Origin of the sequence: Halogranum gelatinilyticum (assembly GCF_900103715.1) — an archaeon.
In the GTDB taxonomy this organism is placed as follows: domain Archaea; phylum Halobacteriota; class Halobacteria; order Halobacteriales; family Haloferacaceae; genus Halogranum; species Halogranum gelatinilyticum.
The window spans coordinates 397,094-415,804 of record NZ_FNHL01000003.1 but is presented as its reverse complement, the minus strand read 5'-3'; the positions used below and the strand labels follow the sequence as shown (position 1 = coordinate 415,804).

The window sequence follows — 18,711 nt, the reverse complement described above, 5'->3', positions numbered from 1 at the left end:
CGCAGTCGAAGCCAGTCATGTCCAACGTCCCCGGTCGAGACACGGAAGCCGCAGAGAGTAGCCGTCGCTGGACGTGGGGCGGCCACGGCACGGGTGGGTTCACCGAGAAGGACAGCTACGGCCAGTTCATCGACGACGTCGTCTTCGTCTTCGCCGAGCTGTCGGTCCTCTCGCTGCCCGCGCTCTACCACGTCCTGACGACGACGGGCATCAGCTACGGCGGCATCAAGGGGTCGACGATGATCGCGTGGATGGCGATGGTCCTCGTCGGCGCGTTGCTCCGCGGCGGCTGGCTGAAGCCCCTCGGCAGCGACGTCCGCGGCTGGGTGTCGCTGACGCCGGAACTCGTCGCGTTCCGTCTCGGCTACTACAATCTCGTCCTCCTCGTCGCCGGCTACGGCGGTGGCTTCTTGGGTTCGGTTACGCCGCTGCTCTCGGCCAGTTTCTCCCTGCTCGTCGGTGCCGTCGGCATCGCCGCCTTCCCGCGGCTCGCGGAACTCGTCGCCCAGGTAGAATTTTAGGCCGTCTCGTTCACGGCGCGGGCGTCCGTCTCGACGGAGACGCCCGAGAGATAGTCCCCGTCGGGACCGACGTAGGTGCGGTCCATCCCGCACTCGGTCGTCAGCCGACAGACCCGCGTCTCCGGCGGCCAGAGGGCGCGAACCTCGTCGCCTCGGCTGTCGACGGTCGCCTCCTGCCGGTAGGTCACGGTCGCGCCCGACTCGGTGACGAACGTGACGACGAGGTCGACCTCGCTCGCACCGTCGGGGACGGCGAGTTCCGCCGCACCCCCGGCCCGCGGGAGGTTACTCACACGCGCGCTGTCGGCCGTGATGGCCCAGTCGACGCGAACCGACTCCCCAACGTCGTCGACCGTGTAGCGGGCGTAGTCCTCCTCGGTCTCCAGTCGGACCGTCGCCGCCGACGCCTGTGCCGGAGTTCCGAGCGTCGACGTCGCCTCGACGCGGTCGCCCTCCAACACTTCCAGCGGCACCAGCGCGGGCGTCACCGGTTCGACCGCGCCGGACCACTCCCCGCGGTAGGTAAAGCGGTAGGGCGTCCTGTCGCCGACGGCGTCCAGCGTCTCGATGTCTCTGTCCGGCCCTTCGTCGAGCGCGTAGACGACGTCGCCGTCGAAGCCGGGGTCGTTCCGGAGATACTGGAACGGATGCTGTTGCCAGTCGCCGTAGGGGTCGGGCACGTAGACGAGCGCGTCGTCGAACTCGGTCTCCACGATGGGTTCGTAGGTCGTCGCCAGGTTGGCCGTACGCTGGCCGTTCTCCTCGAACGGCTCCGAGAGCACCTGCATCTCCGCCGTCGCCGCGAGCGGTGCCGTGACGACGAGCGCGAGCAGGAGCACCCCCCGGACTTCGGAGGCCGAAAAGCGCGCTCGGGACTCCCGCGCCAGCGTCCGGGCCGTCACGAGGACGCCGTAGGCTCCGAACGCGGAGAGCGGCAGCAGGAGGTCGAAGTGGTAGAAGGGACCCAAGAGCTCGATGAGGTCGTTTCGGAGGCCGTTGTGCGTCCCCCAGAAGTAGGCGTTGCCGAGGACGACGCTCGGAACGAGCCCGGCGAGGACGAGCCGGAGCTCCCGGTCGGACAGCCGGTTCGTCACGCGCCCGGCCTTCGAGAGCGGCGAGCGGCGTGACTGCTGTCGCGTCCGACGTCGCTTCTTCCCGCCCTTCGACAGCGACGTCTTCGTTCGGCTCCCGCGCCCACCGCGTCTCTTCCGACCGCCACCGAACTGCGACAGTCGCGCCTGCACCGCCCCGGTCGGGACGACCGCCCGCCAGAGTACGACCCCGAAGCCGACGAGGAAGGCGGCCGTCCCGAACAGCCCTGCAGTCGTCCACTCGGTCGCGAAGAGGACGAGCAGGCGGACGGTCGTCTCGGCCGCCAGCGTCGGCGTGTAGTTCTCCTCGTAGCCGAGGATCTCGTGGGGACCGAAGCCGAGACCGTCCCGTGGCGCGAACGCGGCGTAGGGGAACACCAGCGGGTCGCCCGTCACGACGAGATTGTACGCGAGCGTCAGGACCACGAAGGCAAGGCCAGGTAGCGCGACAGCGAGTAGATTCCGCAGCGTCGGCTCGAACGCGTCCTTCCCCCACGTCCGGGCCAGCGAGACGAGCGCGTGGCCGATGAACGGGAGGGCGAACAGCACTGCCGTATACGACCGTGCGAAGAACGCGACGCCGATGGCAGTACCCGCAAGCGCGCCCCACGCCAGGGCCAGGTTTTCCCCACTCCGTCGGGAGCGGACGTAGGCGAAGGCGAAGAGGAGGTTGAAGAACGTCGTCGGCGCGTAGGCGAGGAAGGTCGAGGAGGTGACCAAGAAGAGTGGCGACCCGAGCAAGACGAGTCCCGCCAGAACGCCCGTCTTGCGGTCGAACGCCTCGGCTGTCAGCGCGTAGACGAGCGCGGCACTCCCGGCTGCGAGAACGCCGAGGACGACGTTGAAGTCGCCCGTGAGCAGTTTCGACAGCGCGAACACCGCGGGGGCGACGGGCGAATACTTGCCGTACATCTTGACGCCGCCGACCTCGGCTGGCGCGTCGGCGACGACGAAGAACCACGGCCGGACGACCTCGGCCAGTTGGCCGGGGTAGATGAACAGCTGTCCCTCCAGCAGCATCGCGGCCTGGAGGAGGTAGACGCCCTCGTCGTCGTTGACCGAGTGGTACGGAAAGAGGTTCGTCGCGAGCGCGTAGACTGCGACGCCCGCGAGGAGGGCGACGACGAGGCCGAGGACGGAGAACAGCCGGTTTCGGAGGGCTCGGTCCATTCCTCAGTCGTCGTCGGCCATTACACTCGTCCGCTGGCCGTGCGGGAACCACGACAGCTCGTGGCCCGCGTCGACAGCGACCGAGACGTCCGTGTCGAGCGGGACCGTATCGTCGTGGTTGTGCATACATTGGACGGTGTCGCCGTTGTCCAACTGGACCTCGTAGAGGATGGTGGGACCCAGATACCGCCGCTGGACGACGTGGCCGTGGGCGTCGCCGTTTGTCGCGATCCGGGCACTCACGTCGTCCGGCCGCAGCAGGATGTCGATGCGGGTCATGTCGTACTCGGGAGCCAGCCCGTGGATCTGCTCGCGCGGGACGCTTCCGAGGTCGGTCTCGACGGCGTCGCCGGTGACGTAGCCCGAGAGGAAACTCGCGTGGCCGAGGAAGGAGGCGACGAAGCGCGATTCGGGATGTTGGAACACCGCCTCGGGGTCGCCGACCTGTTCGATACGGCCCTCGTTGACGACGGCGACGCGGTCGGAGATGGACATCGCCTCCTCCTGGTCGTGGGTGACGGAGACGGCGGTGACGCCCGCCTCCTTGAGGATGCGCCGCACTTCCTCGCGCATCTGGACGCGGAGGTCGACGTCGAGGTTCGAGAAGGGTTCGTCGAGCAGAATCATCTCCGGCTCGGGCGCGAGCGAGCGGGCGAGGGCGACCCGCTGTTGTTGGCCGCCCGACAGTTGGTCGGGATACGACTCGCCCTGGTCGGCGAGACCGACGAGGTCGAGCATCTCGTCGACACGCTGCTCGCGCTCCTGTTTCGACCACTCGTTGAGTCCGAAGGCGATGTTCTCGCGGGCCGTGAGATGCGGGAAGAGCGCAAACTCCTGGAAGACGACGCCGATGCCGCGCTGTTCGGGCGGGACGAACGTCCCCTCACGGGCGACCGGGTCGCCGTTGAGCCGGATCTCGCCGCCGTCGGGCCGTTCGAGTCCGGAGATGAGTCGGAGCGTCGTCGTCTTCCCACAGCCCGAGGGACCGAGCAGCGTCAGGATTTCGCCCTCCTGCACGGACAGCGAGAGGTCGTCGATCACCGTCTCCGTCCCGTACCGTTTCTGCACGTCGTCCAGTTCGAGGACTGCGTCGGTCACCGATTCGTCTCCCAGTACGTCCGTCTGTTGTTGCAGTTTACTTGACATCGTAGCCCTCCTGTGAGAGGATGACGAGCATCGACAGCCCCGACACGAACAGCAGGATGAGTGCCGGAACCGCTGCCTGCCCGAAGTAGCCCTGCTCGTACGCCGCCCACACCTGCGTGACGAGCGTTCTGAAGCCCGGCGGCGAGAGCAGGAGTGTCGCCGGGAGTTCCTTCATCGTCGTGAGAAAGACGAGTGCCGCGCCGCCGACGACGCCGGGTGCGATGAGCGGCATCGTGACCTCGCGGAACGCACCTGCCGACGTACGGCCGAGCGTCCGCGCCGCCTCCGGCAGTGCCGGGTTGACGCGCAGGAACGAGGCGCGCATCGACCCGACCGCCTGCGGCAGGAAGCGGACGATGTAGGCGAAGACGAGCAGATAGACCGTCTGATAGAGGGGAACTTCGCCACCGATCTCGAGTTGGGTTCCCACGTATACCAGTGCCAGCCCGAGCACGACGCCCGGCACCGCGTAGCCGACGTAGGTCGCCCGCTCGAAGACGTTCGAGAGCTTCGAGCGGTGGCGAGCGGCGAGGAACGCCACCGGAAGCCCGGCGAGCGTCGCCACGACTGCCGCGGCGGTGGAGACGCCGACCGAGTTCAGCACGAACGAGAGGTCGAAGGCCAGCGCGCCACCCGTCGACGCCGTCCCGCGGCCGAACCACGTGAGGAGGACGCCGATGGGGACGACGAGCGCGAGTCCCGAGACCGCGGCACAGAAGCCGAGCGCGGGGAGTTTCCAGCCGCCGAGTCTGGCCACGTCGCCGGTGCGGCCACCCTGCCGCCCGGAGTGCAGCGGTTCGTCGCCGCGGACGCGCGACTCCAGTGCGAGGATGAGAAACGTCACGCCGACGAGTTGCAGCGAGAGCAACGAGGCGAGATTCCGGTTGAAGCTGTTGAACTCGACGTAGATGACCCGCGTGAAGGCGTCGAACCGCATGATCGCGGGCGTCCCGAAGTCCGAGAGCGCGTAGAGCGCGACCAAGAGAGCCCCGGCGGCGACGGCGGGGCGAATCTGCGGGACCGTGACGCGCTTGAACGCCTCCCAGCGGGTGTGGTCGAGCGTCCGAGCGGCGTCGATGAGTGTCGTGTCCATCGACTTTAGCGCGGCTCGGGTCGTGATGTAGACGTACGGATAGGTGTAGAGCGTGAGCACGAGACTCGCGCCGACGAAGCCGTAGATCTCCGGCAGACGTTCGACGCCGAACGGCGCGAGCAGTCGCTGGAACGTCCCGCGCGGGCCGAGCGCGGAGACGAAGGCGAACGCCCCGATGTAGCTCGGGATGACGAGCGGCAAGGAGACGGCGACCGTCCAGAACTTCTTGAACGGCAGGTCCGTCCGCACCGTCAGATACGCCAGCGGGACGCCGACCAGTACCGACGCGGCCGTGACGGCGGTCACGAGCAGCGCGCTGTTGACGAACACTTCGAGCGTCCGGGGACGGGTGAGAAGCGAGAACGCCTCACTGAAGCCGACTTCGAGCGAGGTCTTGACCAGCCAGACTAAGGGAAGTAGCACGGCAGCGGCGACGGCGGCACTCGCGACGGTCGGTGCCAACGGTAGGCCCTCCGCTCGGCTGTCGCCCGCGGCCGTCGTCTGTGTCTGCTGGTCTGTCGCCATGGTGGTCTGTGAGCCCTAGAGGACGCCGACGTCCCGGAGGAGTTCGACGGTCCCCTGTAAGTCCGAGAGCTGAGTGAGGTCTAACCCCTCGGGCGGGTTCAATTCATCGATACTCGGTAGCTCCGCGAGCGGCTCGACCTCGGGGACGAGCGGATACTCGAACGTCTCGCGGGCGAAGTAGTCCTGTGCCTCCGCCGAGAGCAGGTGACGGACGAAGTTCGCGGCCAGCTCGGTGTCTTCGGCGGTGTCGACGATGGACGCGCCGGCGACGTTGAAGATCGCGCCCGCGTCGTTCTCGGTGAACGCAAGCGAGATGGGCGGATCGGCGCGGCCAGCTTGCACGCGCAGCGTGTAGTAGTGGTTCGCGAAGCCCGCACCGAGTTCGCCGTCGGCGACGGCCTGCGAGACGAGGAACTCGTCGTTGTAACTCTCGACGCCGAGGTCCTGCATCCCCTGGAGCCACTCGCGGGTCGCCTCCTCGCCTTCGAGGATGCGCATCGCCGTGACGAACGCCTGGAACGAGGAGTACGTCGGTGCCCAGCCGACGTTGTCGCGGAGTGCCTCCGTGCCGGGGAAGTCCATAACGCTGTCCGGGATGTCCGACTCCGAAAACTCGTTGGTGTTGAACGGGACCGACCGCGCGCGGCCGGAGGTCCCGACCCAGCCACCGTCGGGGTCGCGGAAGCTCTCCGGGACGAAGTCGAGCACTTCGTCGGGGAGCGTCTGCGTGCGACCGGTCTGGTCGAGCTGGCCCAGCGCGCCCGCGTTGACCGAGTAGAACACGTCGGCCGGGCTGTTGTCGCCCTCGGTCTGGATGAGGTTGACGAGCTCGATAGCCGAGCCGTAGCGCGGCTGGATGGTGAAGTCGGGGTAGAGGTCCTCGATGTACTCCAGGAGCGTGCCGACGAGCGGCTCGCCGCGGCCGGAGTAGAGGGTCAACTCGCCTTCGAGGTCGGGCATCTCCGCCATCGAGACCCCGCCGGAGATGTCGCGGTCGCCGAACGGGGAGCGTCCGGAACCGATCTGTCCGACGGGTTCGCTGCCGCTCCCGCCGTCGCCACCGTCGCCGCCGGAGGATGGCAGGAAACTACTACAGCCAGCCAGTGCGGTCGCACCGACCAGCCCACTCGCACCGAGGATACGCCGCCGACTATGCAGCCGCGGCTCTCCGTCGTCGTCTTCCATACATGATTTAGGCCTGCCTAAAACATATATAACTGCCGGTTCGCGAATCCGGCTTCAGAATCAGTCGTCGGCGACGACGGCTTGCTTCTCGGTTTCCAGCGCGTCGAGACACGCCAGCCAGTCGTGCATATGTTCGCCGACGAAGGTGAAGAAGTCTCCGTTGGTGTACTCGTCCCAGTCGCCCTCGGCGAGCGTGTCGGCCATCGCCTCGAAGACCGCCGCGTAGCTGTCGGCGTCGCCGCCGACGTCGTCGATCTCCTCCCAGAGATGTTCGTTGAGTTCGAGACCGGGCACCTCGTTGTTCAGGTCGTCGAACGTCGGCCGCGGGGCCTTGTTGTGCTCACAGAGCGGGTAGCCGTTGACGATGTCCTTGTCGAGGACGTCGGCCGCGCGCTTCAGGAAGACACCCGACCAGATGTCGTCGAACCGGCCGACGTCCCACTCGTTGTCGTCCATCGGCAGCTGGTAGAACGCCGGGATGACCTCGCGCTTGAACGCGAGGTTCATCGAGCAGACGGTGAGATACTGGCCGCGCTCGGCGACGAAGTCGCCGTCGAAGTCCTCGAAGTCCGTGCGCGTCTGGGCCTGCCCCTGGAGATCGCCGTCCATCAGGATGCGGACGGCGTCGAGGTCCGGCACGTTCGTCCAGAGACCCTGGGAGGCGACGACGTCCGAGACCGCCGTCGAACCGGTCTCGACGGTTTCGTGCATCGCGCCGTAGGGGTAGCCGCGCGGATAGAGACCGTGGTCGTCGGCGTTCTGATAGAGCACGTTGACCCACTGCTCGTCGGAGCGAACGGACTCGATCTCGCCCTCGTAGTGGAGGTTCTCCATGTGACGGCCGAAGAAGTCCCACTCGTCGTGCGGGAGCGTGTCGTCGTCGATGAAGACGCCGTAGTCGAAGCGGTCGTGCGCCCACATGTAGAGCAGGCCGAAACTCGTCTCGGCGTGGCTGGCGGCCGGGACGATATGTTCGAACTCGCTCACACCCTGCTCGTCGTACCACTCTTCGCGACGGCTGCCGTCGAAGACCGCGCCGTCGACGCCCTCGTCGTCCAGCATCGCCTGCATCTCGTCGGTGTCGCAGAAATCCTCCGTAACCAAGAGAACGAACAGCCGGTCGAGGTCGAAGCCGTGCTTCCGGGCGTTTGCGAAGTACGAGCGCATACACTCGTACTCCCGAATCGTCGGTACGACGACACAGATGTCCTGACTCATTGCTCCCTCGTTTTTAGGCCTGCCAAAAATACCTGTTGGTTCTTTGGTCGGCCTAATTCTCGCAGCAAATAATTTATCACATAGATACATATTCTAGCCGCCACAGTAGCTCCTGATGAGTGATTTCGTTCGGAGTGTCCGTGCTGTCGTCCGCGACACACTGATGCTCGATAGCTTAGACGAACCGACCGAGATGCCCACACGACGGTCCGATAGCAGCCCGAACCGACTCCTCGCCAGCGGGTCGGTGAGTCTGACCGGTCTCGGGCTTCTCGTCCTGCATCTGGTCCATCTCTCGACCGGGCCGCCAGCCGTCGGCACCGCCCTCTCGGCCGTCGGTGCCGCAGTCTCTGTCGGACTGTGTCTCGTCGGCGTCGCGCTCTACCGCAGTGGCTTCTCGACGACGAACGCCGTCCGTATCGCCGTCTGGAACCTGCTCGGGGTGGTCGTCCTCGGCTCGGTGATGGTCGCCAACATCGCCTACCAGAGTCAGCTCGGGTCGATGCTCAGTAATCCGGGTTTCACCGTCGCGAATCTCCTGGCACTCGGCGCGGCCGCCCACGTCATCATCGGCTTCCACGACGCCCGCCGTGTCCGCGCCGAACAGCTCGCCCGCGAACGTCAGCGAATCGCCGTCCTGAACCGGGTCATCCGCCACAACCTCCGCAACAGCGCGACGGTCCTCCAGGGTCACGCCGACATCCTCGCGGCCAACGTCGACGACCCCCAGTTGGTGAAGTCGGCCGAGGCCGTCAGTGCCCGCGCGGCGGCCGTCGGCAGTCTCGCCGACAACGCCAAGCACGTCATGCAGATCCACGAGCGTGGAACCGACGACCGCCGTCCCCGTGACGTCGGTGCCATCGTCCGGCAGGCGGCCGACGACGCGGCCGACGCACATCCCGACGCACGGGTAACCGTCGACATCGACGACAGCAACGACAACGACGCCCACTGGGCCGCCGTCGACTCGGACCTCGGGCTGGCACTGACCGAACTCGTCGAGAACGCCGTCGAGCACAACCCGGCCGATAACCCCGAGGTCGGTCTCTCGCTCACTGGCGACGACGAGTGGGTCACGGTCAGCGTGCACGACGACGGCCCGGGCATCCCGGACCACGAGACAGGCGTCCTGACCGGTGACACCGAACTCACCCAGCTCCAACACGGCAGCGGACTCGGGCTCTGGCTCGTCAAGGCCGTCGCTGACGCCTCGGAGGGCGTCCTCGGCTTCGAAAAAGACGACAGCGGCTCGACCGTGACGCTCCGACTCCAGCGGACGACACCGGCGTAGTCGCTAGCTTCGTCGCCAGTGTCGTCGCCAGCGTCGTACAAGCGTCGCCAGGGTCTCGCAGACGCTCACTTCTCCGTTTACTTCTCCGTTCTCTCGCCCTGGCCCGTCACCGTTCTTCGCTCACTCGCGTTGGCCCGTCAGCGACTCCAAGAGATATACTGCCGGGGCCTTCGACAGCGGTTCGTTGGCGTTGCCACACTGCGGCGACTGGACGCAGGCCGGACAGCCGTCCGCGCAGTCACACTGGTCGATGAGCCGCGCCGTCCGCTTCATGAGCTCCTCTATCTGTCCGTAGCCGCCGCGGGTGATGCCGACGCCGCCGGGGTAGCCGTCGTAGATGAAGATCGTACTTCGGTCCGTGTGTTCGTGATAGGGCGTCGAGATGCCGCCGATGTCGCCGCGGTCACAGAGCAGTGACAGCGGCATCAGCGAGATGGTGCCGTGTTCGGCGGCGTGGATGCCGCCGTTGAACGCCCACTCGCCCCACTCCTCGCGCATCTCCGCCTCCACATCGGGAGGAACGGTGTAGTAGAGTGCCTTCGTCCGCAGCGTCGTCTCCGGCAGGTCGAGCGACTCGCGGCCGATGGCCTCGCCGCGCTTGGGGTCGCGACGCTCGAAGCCCGTAATCTGCGTCGTCACGGTCACGTCGGCAAATCTGACGAGAACGTCCGGCCGCGCCGACAGCGGCTTTTCGGCCAAATCCGCGTTGACGACCATGTCCTTGTCGCTGAGGATGCGGGTGTAGTAGTCGGCCCACGTCGGCTGGAGTTCGGCGACGTCGCGGTCCAGGTCCAACTCGACTACTTCGTAGGACTGCCCCTGGTGATGGTAGACGGCACCGGGATGGGCGTCTCGCAGGCCATCCGAGAAGGAGAGCGAGCCGATGATTTCGTTTTTCCGCCTATCGAGCAGGTCGATCTCCCGGTCGTCGATGGTCCGGAGGTTCATCTCGTGTTGCGGACTGCCGCCCGCGTTCGTCCACCGGATTCCGCCCTCCGTGTCGCGCCGGTCCAGTTTTCCGGCGGCTTCGAGGTCGCCCACGATTTCGGGGAACGGCGGGCCGAAGTACCGCTCGTCGTCGGTCGATAGCCAGTTCTCGCTCGCGGCTGAGCGGACGTGGCCGGGCATGAGTTCGGTGTTTTCGGGGTTCGAGATGGCCTCCTCGGGGTCGGCCTCGAAGAAGTCCGTGGGATTGCGCATCAGATACTGGTCCAGTTGGTCTTCGCCGCCGACCATGACCACGAGCGCGGGGTCGTCGCCGCGGCCCGCGCGGCCAGCCTGCTGGAACGCCGACATCCGCGTGCCGGGGTAACCGTCCAGCAGGACGGCGTCGAGTCCGCCCACGTCGACACCGAGTTCCAAGGCGTTCGTGCTCCAGACGCCGCGGACGTCGCCGGAGTGGAGTCCTCCTTCGATGTCGCGGCGGCGTTCGTGCCGCAGGGCGGCCTGATACGCCTCGATGCCACCCGCAGCGTCGTGTTCGCCGCGCTGTCGCAGTTCCTTCGCGCTGTCGGTCGCGTACCGCTCGGCGGCCTGCCGGGCGCGGGTGAAGGCGAGCGTCTGGTAGCCCTCGGCGACGAGGTCGACGAAGAGGTTCTTCGTCTCGACGTGGCTGGACCGACGGCGACCACTTCCGCCGCCGCCACCCTCGTACTCCGGCGGGTTCCACAGCACCCAGTGGCGCGGCCCGGTCTTACTCGCGTCCTCGTCGACGAGGCTGAACGACGACTCCGATTCGCCGGTGACTCGGGCGGCGTGCTCGACGGGGTTGCCGATGGTCGCCGAACAGCAGACGAACTGCGGCTGAGACCCATAGCGGTCGCAGATACGCCGCAGCCGCCGGAGCGTCAGGGCGACCTGACTGCCGAAGACGCCGCGGTAGCCGTGGATCTCGTCGATGACGACGGTCTCCAAGGAGGAGAAGAACCAGTCCCACAGCCGGTGGTTGTGCGGGAGCAGCGCGTAGTGCAGCATATCGGGATTCGAGAGCAGGACGGTTGGCATCCGGTCGCGCACGTCGCGCTTTTCGGACTTCGAGAGGCGGCCGGTGTATTGGGCGACCGAGACGCGACTGCCGAAGCCGAGACCGCGGGCAAGTTCTGAAAGTGTCTCCTCCTGGTCGGCGATGAGGGCGTTCTGCGGGCCGAGATAGAGCGTCCGCCCGCCGTGGTCCATCGCCCGCTCGAAGGCGGGGACGGTGTAGGCGAGGCTCTTGCCACTCGCCGTCTCGGTGGCGAGGACGACGTTCCCGCCGTCGCGGACGGCCTCGATAGCCTCCGCCTGGTGGCGGTAGAGGCGCGTGATGCCCTCTTTTTCGAGGGTCGACGCGAGCCGCGGTTCGAGGTCGACGTCGACGAAGGTCGGGTCGCGGGCGGGAATCGCACGGTGCTCGCTGATCTGTCCCTCGTAGTACGGCCTGCTCCGCAGCCACTCGACGATGTCGTCCACGGTTCGTCTGCGGAGTCGGTGTGGGTAACCGTTGTGGTCAGGCAGATAATACGGTGAGCCGCGGACGCGCTCGGGAGGCGACTTCGCGACCACCCCGGAACTGCAGCCTTCCCGCGACCTTCGACTACGTCGAACTACGCGGTCAAGCAGAGGCAGATGGAGTGTGCCAGTCCGTTCTTATACTTCTCGGCGGCCGCGGGATGGTCGCGCCTGAACGCGTCGTCCGGGACCGGTTCGACGACCGATTCGAGGGTGAACCCTGCGTCCAGAAGCGGAGTCAAGATTCCCTCGATGGAGCGGCGGTAGTAGGTGCCGCGGTTCACCTCGTCTCCAGAGCCCCAGTGGACGTCGTACCGTTCCGTGTCGGCGTACGACGGCTCACTGTCAGCGGTCTCGACAGCCGACTCGGGTGTCTGCTCGTCCTCGGTTGGATACGCTCCATCGCGCACGACGAGGTAGTCGTGGACCGGATTGTGTGTCGAAACAACGAGCGTGCCGCCGTCACGGAGCACCCGAGCGAACTCGTCGAGCGGTGTGGTCAACGTTTCGAGGTGCGAAAAGACGTGCTGACAGAGCACGGCGTCGACGCTGTCGTCGTCGAGGAATACGAGCGGTTCGCCGAGGTCACCCTGAACGAACGTCGCGTCCGGGACCCGCTCTCTTGCTTGCTGGACCATCTGTTCGCTTACGTCGACGCCGACGACCTCGGCACCGTTCGTCGCGAGGGCCTCCGAAAAGACACCGGAGCCACAGCCAGCGTCCAGCACACGGCGGCCGTCGACGGGTGCCAGCATCGCTTCGAGCGTCGCCCACAGGAGCTCTCGCCGTTCGGGTGTGTTGACGACCTCTGCCCAGTATTCGGCCAGCTCGTCGTAATGCTCACTGATGCGGGGGTCGGCGTTCTTCACACTCGAAGCTATGTTTCCGTACTGCTATTGTATCTCTCGGTAGTGTGACACTGGCTCTCATAGGCGGTGGGCGTGAGACTCACGACTGCTGTCGTTCCTGCTGCCCGCTACCCTCGGCGCGCTCTTGCATCTCACGCAGTGCCTTCTCCTGCTCGCCGCGCGAGAGACCGCCGGATTCGACGTGACGGCCGTCGTACTGCCAGTCGGGGATGAGGTCCCAGACGGAGTCACCGTCGTCCGTGTCGTCCTCGCTGTCGCCGTCACGGTGCCGAGCGACCACCGCTGTGGCGACGAGCAGCGCGATGACCGCGTCGACGACGAGCGTCCCCCACAGCGGCAGAGGGGTGAGCGCGCTCACGCCGACGACGAACGGGAGGACGAGGGCGGCGACGGCGACGCCGGTGAGGAGGGCTCTCGGGAGCGACGGAGTGGAGGACATATTCCGGAGTTGTCTGCGACAGAACAAGTAGCTTGGGCCGCGTCGTGGACCGAGTCAGCGTTCGCGGTCGTCGTGTTGGCACTCGGGACTGGTCTCCCAGACCTGTCCCAGTCGCTCGCCGCGCGTCTCCGCTCGGCGGAGGAGCGCGTAGGCGACGACGCTGCTCGCGAGCAGGACGACGAGACCCAGCGGTGCCCACCAGACGGGCGGTGTCGTCGGGTCGCTCCCGCTCGTGAGCAGCGTCGCGAGTGCGACCACCCAGAGCACGAGCAGCGCGCCGACGAGGTCGGTCGCGCTCACCGAGTCGAGCGGGCTGTCGGGGGCCATACCTGAAACTCCCACGGCAAACGACATATACGCTCGGGTGTGTCGGGCTGTGTCAAGGTACGGGGATGCGGCAGGGTGTGGCGGGATGTGGCCGGGCGTGGTCGGGTGTGCCGTCACCGCTGGGCGCGTCCGCTCTGCGCGCTATCGGCACCGGCCTACAACAATCTGTATCGACGACACTCCTATCGGTCACCGGTCGGTACGGGCGTCTGTGGTGACTTCCCCGACCGTCTACCTCGGCTGTGCGTCGCTCTCCGTTGCCGTCGCAGCACTGGCTCTCCTGAGAATCGGTCCGTATCTCCAGCCGTCCGACGCCCCGCTCTTCGCCGGTCTCGGCGTCGGCGCGCTCGTTTCGTGGGCGTCGGCGCGGTAGTGCCCGGCTACTCGCCGCCAGCGCGGAGGTAGTAGAAGACGTAGGTCTGTGCGTAGCCCGCGTAGTCGCCGCCGAGAGCCTCCCGAATCGCCCGCGACGTCGTCGCGTAGCCACCCTGCTCGCACTCGGGGTAATACTCCGCGATGGCCGTCTGAATCCAGGTGTCCAGTGGGACCGCCTCCAGAAAGCCCAGCGAGAAGAGCAGCACGCAGTCGGCCACCTTGTCGCCGACGCCGACGAACCGCGTCAGCGACTTCCGGGCGTCTTCGTACTCCAGCCCGAGGGCCTCGTTCGGGTGGGCCTCGCCCTCGGCGACCATCTCGGCCGTCCGCTGGACGTAGGGCGCACGGTAGCCGAGTTTCAGCTCTCGCAGTTCCTCTTCGGTCCGCGCCGCGAGCTGTTCGGGTGTGGGAAAAGCGTGGTACGTCTCGCCATCCAACTCGACCGTGTCGCCGAATTCTTGGGCGAGAGCCATCTGCATCCCGTGGATACGCGAAACGCGCATCTGCGCCGAGCAGATGAACGAGATCAGGCAGGCGAAGGGCGGGTCGCGGACGAGGCGCATCCCCGGATAGGCCGCGTAGGCCCGTTCGAGCAGGCCGTCGTCGGGCGTCGCGTCGAGAATCGCGTCGAGGTCGTCGTCGAGCCGGAGCAAATGCGTCAGAATCGGCACAGCGTCGGTCGTCGACTCCCACTCCAGCACGCCGTCGGTCTGGCGCACCCGGACGACGGCCTGCTCGTCGGAGACGCCGTCCAGTGGCGGGACGACCGTCTCGTACCAGTGGTCGCCGCCGTGGACGCTCATCTCCTCGTACATCCCGCCGTCGGCGCGGTCCCAGAGATAGCTCTGCCCGCTCTCGACGGTCGCTTGCAGGTCGAACTCCCCGGCGAGCTCTCCGAGCGGAATGGCTCCCTGTTCCATCGTCCGAGAGGAGGGAGTACGCGGGTTTCGGGGTTTCGGTCGGTGAATGCGTCGCCGTGCCGTCGCGGCGGTGTCGGTGCGGCCGACAGAGTGGCCCTGGAACTCAGCGGTTCCGGCCGACCGGGAAGCCGACGCGGTCGGGATGCTCGTTGAACCGGGCGAGACCGCGGCGGTACAGCTCGTTTTTCGTCCGTTGGCCGCGGCGCGGACGGACGAGATAGCGGACCCGTAGCTCGACCCACGACTCGCCCTGCGTGACGTTGACCGTGGGACGGTCTTGGACCTCCAACTCGACGGCCGTCTCGGCGAGCCGTTCGCGGTAGCGGGCGATGTTGGCCGCCATCTCGTCGCCGAGGAAGTCGTCGGCCTCGTCGGCCAGCAACTCGACCGCGAACTCGAGATCCGTCTCGTAGGACACCTGAAAGGAGACCTCGTTCCAGACGAACGGGAAGCCTTCGCCGCCGAAGTTGACGACCTGCGAGGAGAGGACGACGCTGTTCGGAACCGTCACCACGCGGCCGGAGGGCTGGTTCGAGGAGACGAGGTCGCCGTTGATCTCCCAGAGCGTCGTCACGAGGAAGTCGACGGCGATGACGTCGCCCTTCGTGTCTTCGATCTTGACGCGGTCGCCGACGCCGTAGGGCCGTTTGACCATGATGTAGACCCAGCCGAGCAGCGAGAGCAGCGGCTGTTGGAGCGCGAAGGTGATCGCGAAGCCGACGATACCCAGCGAGAACAGCACTCCGACCCACTGCTCGGTGACGACGCCGAGGACGCCGAAGATGGCGACGGTGCCGAAGACGAGTCTGAGCACGTTCCGGACGTCGTGCGCCCGACGCTTGCTCGTGCTCCGGTTCATCAACGCCTGGGTGACGAGGAGATAGAGTCCGTTCAGCCCGAAGATGACCGCAGCGGCGAGCAAGCCCTTGCCGACGGCGATGTCGATTGGGACACCGTTGATGTCGGGCAACGCTCCGAACGGCTGGCCCGCCTGTACGAGCCCACCGAGCAGCGCGGCGGCCGCCGCGAGAACGAGCGAGACGTATCCGATTGGCCGTTTCACACTCGCCCGTTGTGGCGGCGTGCCAAAGCCGTTGTGCCCTCCAGCCATGGCTGCGTGTCCTCCCGCCCCGGCTGCGTGTCCCCCGTCGGCCAGCAGGACTTCCCCTGTCTCCGGACGACCCCACCTCCGGACTGGCCGCGGAAACAGACTGATATCCCCCGCTGTCGTCTGTCCTGGCATGACTGACTCCCCCGTCGAGCCGAAGACGAGTGCCGGACGCCGCGTCGGCCTCGGCGTCGTCGTCCTCGCGGCACTCGTCGGTCTCGTCGTCGTCGCCGACGTCCAACTCGGCGCGATTCTCGCCCAGCTCGCGGCCGCCGACCCGCGGTATCTCGCGCTCGCACTCGTCGCGAGTCTCGTCGCCCAGCTCGCGTGGGCAGCCGTCTCGTGGCTCTTCCTCCGGACGCTCGACGAGGATGTCTCCTCCGAACGCGTCGGCTTCGGCTACCTCGCGGGCACCTTCGCCAAACAGGTGCTCCCCTTCGGCCACGCCGGCGGCGTCCCGCTGCTCGCCTACGTCTTCTCCTCGGACCTCAAGCTCGACTACCGCCAGACGTTCGCGGCCGTGACGGCCAGCGAGTTGGTCATCTTCTGTTCGTCGCTCGTCGTCGCCGCCGTCGGCTTCGGCTGGTATCTCCTGACGACGCCCGTCGGGAGCGGGCTGGGTGCCGTCGTTGTCGTCGGCACGGCGGGCCTCGTCGTCGGTCTCGTCGGCGTGGCGCGCTACGGTCGCGGCACACTCTCGCGGACCGCACGGCTGTTGGCGGCGGTCGGCCGCGTGACGCTCGGCCGACTCGTCCCGAGCGTCCGACCGCGGCTCGCCGCCGACGCCGTCGACCGCGGCGTCGCCGGCTTCTTCGAGACGTTCGACCGCGCCACTGCGGACCGCTCGGTCGTCGCCCGCGCCGCGGCCATCGCACTCGTCGGATGGGTCCTGTTCACGCTGCCGCTGTACTTCGGCTTCTTGGCGGTCGGCTACACCATGCCGCTGGCACTCTCGCTGCTCCTCGTCCCCGCGGGCGGGCTGGCGACGCTGCTCCCGACGCCGGGCGGGCTCGGCGGGACAGAGGTCGGGACGGCCGCGGTGCTCGTCGTCCTCACTGGTGCGACCGTCGACGTCGTCGCCGCCGCCGTCCTGCTCTACCGCTTCGCCTCCTACTGGTTCGTCGTCGCCGTCGGCGGCGCGAGTTCGCTCTATCTCTCGGTGGGGCTGACGGACCTGCGACCGAGCGGAAAATAGCATCAGCACCGGGCGTCGCGTCGGTGATGCGGTGGACAGTCTAACGGATACTGATGTCGGTCAGCATCGCCAGATGGTCGGCCACGCCGGAGTCGAAGCCTTCCTCGGTACACCGCCAGTCCCAGTTGCCCTCGGCCGTACCGGGGGTGTTGAACCGAGCGTGGCTGTCGAGACCCAGGAGGTCCTGCATCGGTGCGAGTGCGATGACGGCGTTGGAGTTCCAGACCGCCTCGATCATCGACCAGTTGATCTCGCTGCCGTCGACGCCGAGGTTGTAGTGCAGACACTCCTTCTGGTCCTCGGGGAGGTCGTTGTAGTAGCCGACGGTCGTGTTCGTGTCGTGGGTCGCCGAGTAGGCCACCGAGTTCTCGGGGTAGTGCATCGGCTGGTTCGGGTCGCCCCCCTGACACCAGTTGGCGTAGTGGGGCACCTTCATCCCGGGCAGGTCGAACTCCTCGCGGAAGTCGATGAGCTGCTGGTCGATGAAGCCGAGGTCTTCGGCGATGAACGGCAGGTCGCCGAATCTCGCTTGAATCGTCTCGAAGAAGTCGTATCCGGGCGCGTCGCGCCACTCGCCCGCGGCGGGGCTGTCGGCGTCGGCCGGGATGGCCCAGTATTCGTCGAAGCCCTTGAAGTGGTCGAGCCGGGTGACGTCGACCATCTCGAAGAGGCGGTCGAGGCGGTCGAGCCACCACTGGTAGCCCGTCGCCTGCAGCTCGTCCCAGTCGTAGAGCGGGTTGCCCCACCGCTGGCCGTCGTCGTGGTTGTTCGGCGGGACGCCCGCCACGGCGGCGGGTTCGTGCGCCTCGTTCAGGTCGAACGCCTCCGGCGCGGCCCATACGTCGGCACTGTCGAGCGCGACGTAGATGGGCAGGTCGCCGACGAGCTTGACACCCTTCTCGTGGGCGTATTCGAGGACGTCGTGCCACTGCCGGTCGAAGACGAACTGGACGAACTCACGGTATTTGATTTCGTCGGCCAGTTTCTCACGGTACTCGGCCAGCGCGCTCTCCTCACGCACCTTGACGTCGTGGGGCCACTCGGTCCACAGCGCGTCGTCGAACTCCTCCTTCAGGCTCATGAACAGCGCGTAGCCGTCGAGCCACGAGGCCTCGCGCTCGCGGAAGGCGTCGAAGGCGTCGCGCTCCTCGTCGCTTGCGGTCTCCTCGAACCGCTCGAAGGCCGTCCGGAGGAGGGGACGTTTGTACTCGCCGACGGCCTCGTAGTCCGTCTCGTGGCGGTCGAAGTCGGGGACGGGTCCGAGGTCGTCGTCGGTCAGATAGCCGCGCTCTTCGAGGCGGTCGAGACTGACAAGCAGCGGATTCCCCGCAAAGGCCGAGTAGGCCTGATACGGCGAGTTGCCCATCGCCGACGAGGTCGGCCCGAGCGGACAGACCTGCCAGAGTGACTGGTCGGCCTCGGCGAGAAAGTCGACGAAGGCGTAGGCCCCGTCGCCGAGGTCGCCGATGCCGTGCGGGCCGGGGAGAGAGGTGACGTGCATGAAGACGCCGCTTTGGCGGTCGAATCGCATGGCTGAGGTATGTCGTGGAGGGGCTTTGAAGGGTTTGGTCACTGGAGACGTGACAGCTCGTGAGCCGGTTGAGGAATCTGTTCAGGGTCGATTCGGTCGCCCGGTTCGTCCGTGTCGTTGACGTGGCCTACCGGCTCTACCCGCTGGACGACCTTCTCCACCTCTCCGTCTCCCCGTCTTGGCTCAGACGTCTCGGTCGTCGGTCATCCGTCTAAACTGC

General features: G+C 67.0%; 16 protein-coding genes. 4 read left to right on the top strand and 12 right to left on the bottom strand.

Going from position 1 to position 18,711, the window contains the following annotated elements:
* The first annotated feature begins 17 nt into the window (after nucleotides 1-17).
* Nucleotides 18-521: a DUF8215 family protein gene (locus BLR57_RS13450; protein WP_089698339.1), complete on the top strand. Its 504-nt coding sequence runs from the start codon at nucleotides 18-20 to the stop codon at nucleotides 519-521.
* Here BLR57_RS13450 and BLR57_RS13445 read toward each other — a convergent pair.
* The 5 genes from BLR57_RS13445 to BLR57_RS13425 are packed head-to-tail and all read right to left on the bottom strand — an operon-like array spanning nucleotide 518 to nucleotide 7,949.
* Complete coding sequence (locus BLR57_RS13445; protein ID WP_089698337.1) at nucleotides 518-2,782, bottom strand: ArnT family glycosyltransferase; 2,265 nt, start codon at nucleotides 2,780-2,782, stop codon at nucleotides 518-520. The two genes, BLR57_RS13450 and BLR57_RS13445, sit on opposite strands and share 4 nt — an antisense overlap.
* Nucleotides 2,783-2,785: 3 nt before the next feature.
* Nucleotides 2,786-3,928 (bottom strand): ABC transporter ATP-binding protein, encoded by a 1,143-nt coding sequence (locus BLR57_RS13440; RefSeq protein ID WP_089698336.1) that lies wholly within the window; start codon nucleotides 3,926-3,928, stop codon nucleotides 2,786-2,788.
* Nucleotides 3,918-5,546 carry an ABC transporter permease gene (locus tag BLR57_RS13435; protein WP_089698333.1) on the bottom strand — a complete coding sequence of 543 codons (1,629 nt, stop codon included), beginning with the start codon at nucleotides 5,544-5,546 and terminating at the stop codon, nucleotides 3,918-3,920. Before BLR57_RS13435 ends, BLR57_RS13440 begins: the two co-directional genes overlap by 11 nt.
* Before the next feature lie 15 nt (nucleotides 5,547-5,561).
* Nucleotides 5,562-6,731: an iron ABC transporter substrate-binding protein gene (locus BLR57_RS13430; RefSeq protein WP_089698331.1), complete on the bottom strand. Its 1,170-nt coding sequence runs from the start codon at nucleotides 6,729-6,731 to the stop codon at nucleotides 5,562-5,564.
* A 60-nt stretch (nucleotides 6,732-6,791) separates the two neighbouring features.
* Nucleotides 6,792-7,949 carry an alpha-1 4-glucan-protein synthase gene (locus BLR57_RS13425; protein ID WP_089698329.1) on the bottom strand — a complete coding sequence of 386 codons (1,158 nt, stop codon included), beginning with the start codon at nucleotides 7,947-7,949 and terminating at the stop codon, nucleotides 6,792-6,794.
* 115 nt (nucleotides 7,950-8,064) lie between these two features.
* Between BLR57_RS13425 and BLR57_RS13420 the strand changes: the two genes are divergently transcribed.
* Complete coding sequence (locus BLR57_RS13420) at nucleotides 8,065-9,240, top strand: sensor histidine kinase (RefSeq protein WP_089698327.1); 1,176 nt, start codon at nucleotides 8,065-8,067, stop codon at nucleotides 9,238-9,240.
* A gap of 120 nt (nucleotides 9,241-9,360) precedes the next feature.
* Here BLR57_RS13420 and BLR57_RS13415 read toward each other — a convergent pair whose 3' ends face one another.
* The 4 genes from BLR57_RS13415 to BLR57_RS13400 form a co-directional block, all read right to left on the bottom strand.
* Nucleotides 9,361-11,688: a DEAD/DEAH box helicase gene (locus BLR57_RS13415; RefSeq protein WP_089698325.1), complete on the bottom strand. Its 2,328-nt coding sequence runs from the start codon at nucleotides 11,686-11,688 to the stop codon at nucleotides 9,361-9,363.
* A 134-nt stretch (nucleotides 11,689-11,822) separates the two neighbouring features.
* A complete protein-coding gene (locus BLR57_RS13410; protein WP_089698323.1) occupies nucleotides 11,823-12,596 on the bottom strand; it encodes a class I SAM-dependent methyltransferase in 774 nt (257 codons plus the stop codon).
* 79 nt (nucleotides 12,597-12,675) lie between these two features.
* Entirely contained in the window at nucleotides 12,676-13,035 is a 360-nt protein-coding gene (locus BLR57_RS13405) for a hypothetical protein (RefSeq protein ID WP_089698321.1), read from the bottom strand.
* 54 nt (nucleotides 13,036-13,089) lie between these two features.
* The gene (locus tag BLR57_RS13400; RefSeq protein WP_089698319.1) at nucleotides 13,090-13,362 is read right to left on the bottom strand and encodes a hypothetical protein; all 273 of its coding nucleotides are present in this window, start codon (nucleotides 13,360-13,362) and stop codon (nucleotides 13,090-13,092) included.
* Nucleotides 13,363-13,576: 214 nt separating this feature from the next.
* Between BLR57_RS13400 and BLR57_RS19465 the strand changes: the two genes are divergently transcribed.
* Entirely contained in the window at nucleotides 13,577-13,735 is a 159-nt protein-coding gene (locus BLR57_RS19465; RefSeq protein ID WP_170830641.1) for a hypothetical protein, read from the top strand.
* 7 nt (nucleotides 13,736-13,742) lie between these two features.
* Here BLR57_RS19465 and BLR57_RS13395 read toward each other — a convergent pair whose 3' ends face one another.
* Together BLR57_RS13395 and BLR57_RS13390 are read right to left on the bottom strand one after the other, a co-directional pair.
* Nucleotides 13,743-14,657, bottom strand: a complete 915-nt coding sequence (locus tag BLR57_RS13395) for a DNA-3-methyladenine glycosylase family protein (protein WP_089698317.1) — start codon at nucleotides 14,655-14,657, stop codon at nucleotides 13,743-13,745.
* Nucleotides 14,658-14,760: 103 nt separating this feature from the next.
* Nucleotides 14,761-15,720, bottom strand: coding sequence for a mechanosensitive ion channel family protein (locus tag BLR57_RS13390; protein ID WP_244510018.1), 960 nt, complete (start codon nucleotides 15,718-15,720; stop codon nucleotides 14,761-14,763).
* A gap of 178 nt (nucleotides 15,721-15,898) precedes the next feature.
* On the opposite strand from BLR57_RS13390, the gene BLR57_RS13385 reads away from it, so the two are divergent.
* Nucleotides 15,899-16,960, top strand: a complete 1,062-nt coding sequence (locus BLR57_RS13385) for a lysylphosphatidylglycerol synthase transmembrane domain-containing protein (protein ID WP_170830640.1) — start codon at nucleotides 15,899-15,901, stop codon at nucleotides 16,958-16,960.
* A gap of 40 nt (nucleotides 16,961-17,000) precedes the next feature.
* On the opposite strand, the gene malQ is transcribed toward BLR57_RS13385, so the two are convergent.
* Nucleotides 17,001-18,491 carry a 4-alpha-glucanotransferase gene (gene malQ, locus BLR57_RS13380; protein WP_089698314.1) on the bottom strand — a complete coding sequence of 497 codons (1,491 nt, stop codon included), beginning with the start codon at nucleotides 18,489-18,491 and terminating at the stop codon, nucleotides 17,001-17,003.
* Nucleotides 18,492-18,711 lie beyond the last annotated feature (220 nt).

What these genes read in the sequence shown, in the direction of transcription:
- BLR57_RS13450 (WP_089698339.1), top strand. Translation starts at nt 18, where the DNA reads ATGTCCAACGTCCCCGGTCGAGACACGGAAGCCGCAGAGAGTAGCCGT.
- BLR57_RS13445 (WP_089698337.1), bottom strand. Translation starts at nt 2,782, where the DNA reads ATGGACCGAGCCCTCCGAAACCGGCTGTTCTCCGTCCTCGGCCTCGTC.
- BLR57_RS13440 (WP_089698336.1), bottom strand. Translation starts at nt 3,928, where the DNA reads ATGTCAAGTAAACTGCAACAACAGACGGACGTACTGGGAGACGAATCG.
- BLR57_RS13435 (WP_089698333.1), bottom strand. Translation starts at nt 5,546, where the DNA reads ATGGCGACAGACCAGCAGACACAGACGACGGCCGCGGGCGACAGCCGA.
- BLR57_RS13430 (WP_089698331.1), bottom strand. Translation starts at nt 6,731, where the DNA reads ATGGAAGACGACGACGGAGAGCCGCGGCTGCATAGTCGGCGGCGTATC.
- BLR57_RS13425 (WP_089698329.1), bottom strand. Translation starts at nt 7,949, where the DNA reads ATGAGTCAGGACATCTGTGTCGTCGTACCGACGATTCGGGAGTACGAG.
- BLR57_RS13420 (WP_089698327.1), top strand. Translation starts at nt 8,065, where the DNA reads ATGAGTGATTTCGTTCGGAGTGTCCGTGCTGTCGTCCGCGACACACTG.
- BLR57_RS13405 (WP_089698321.1), bottom strand. Translation starts at nt 13,035, where the DNA reads ATGTCCTCCACTCCGTCGCTCCCGAGAGCCCTCCTCACCGGCGTCGCC.
- BLR57_RS13400 (WP_089698319.1), bottom strand. Translation starts at nt 13,362, where the DNA reads ATGGCCCCCGACAGCCCGCTCGACTCGGTGAGCGCGACCGACCTCGTC.
- BLR57_RS13395 (WP_089698317.1), bottom strand. Translation starts at nt 14,657, where the DNA reads ATGGAACAGGGAGCCATTCCGCTCGGAGAGCTCGCCGGGGAGTTCGAC.
- BLR57_RS13385 (WP_170830640.1), top strand. Translation starts at nt 15,899, where the DNA reads ATGACTGACTCCCCCGTCGAGCCGAAGACGAGTGCCGGACGCCGCGTC.
- malQ (WP_089698314.1), bottom strand. Translation starts at nt 18,491, where the DNA reads ATGCGATTCGACCGCCAAAGCGGCGTCTTCATGCACGTCACCTCTCTC.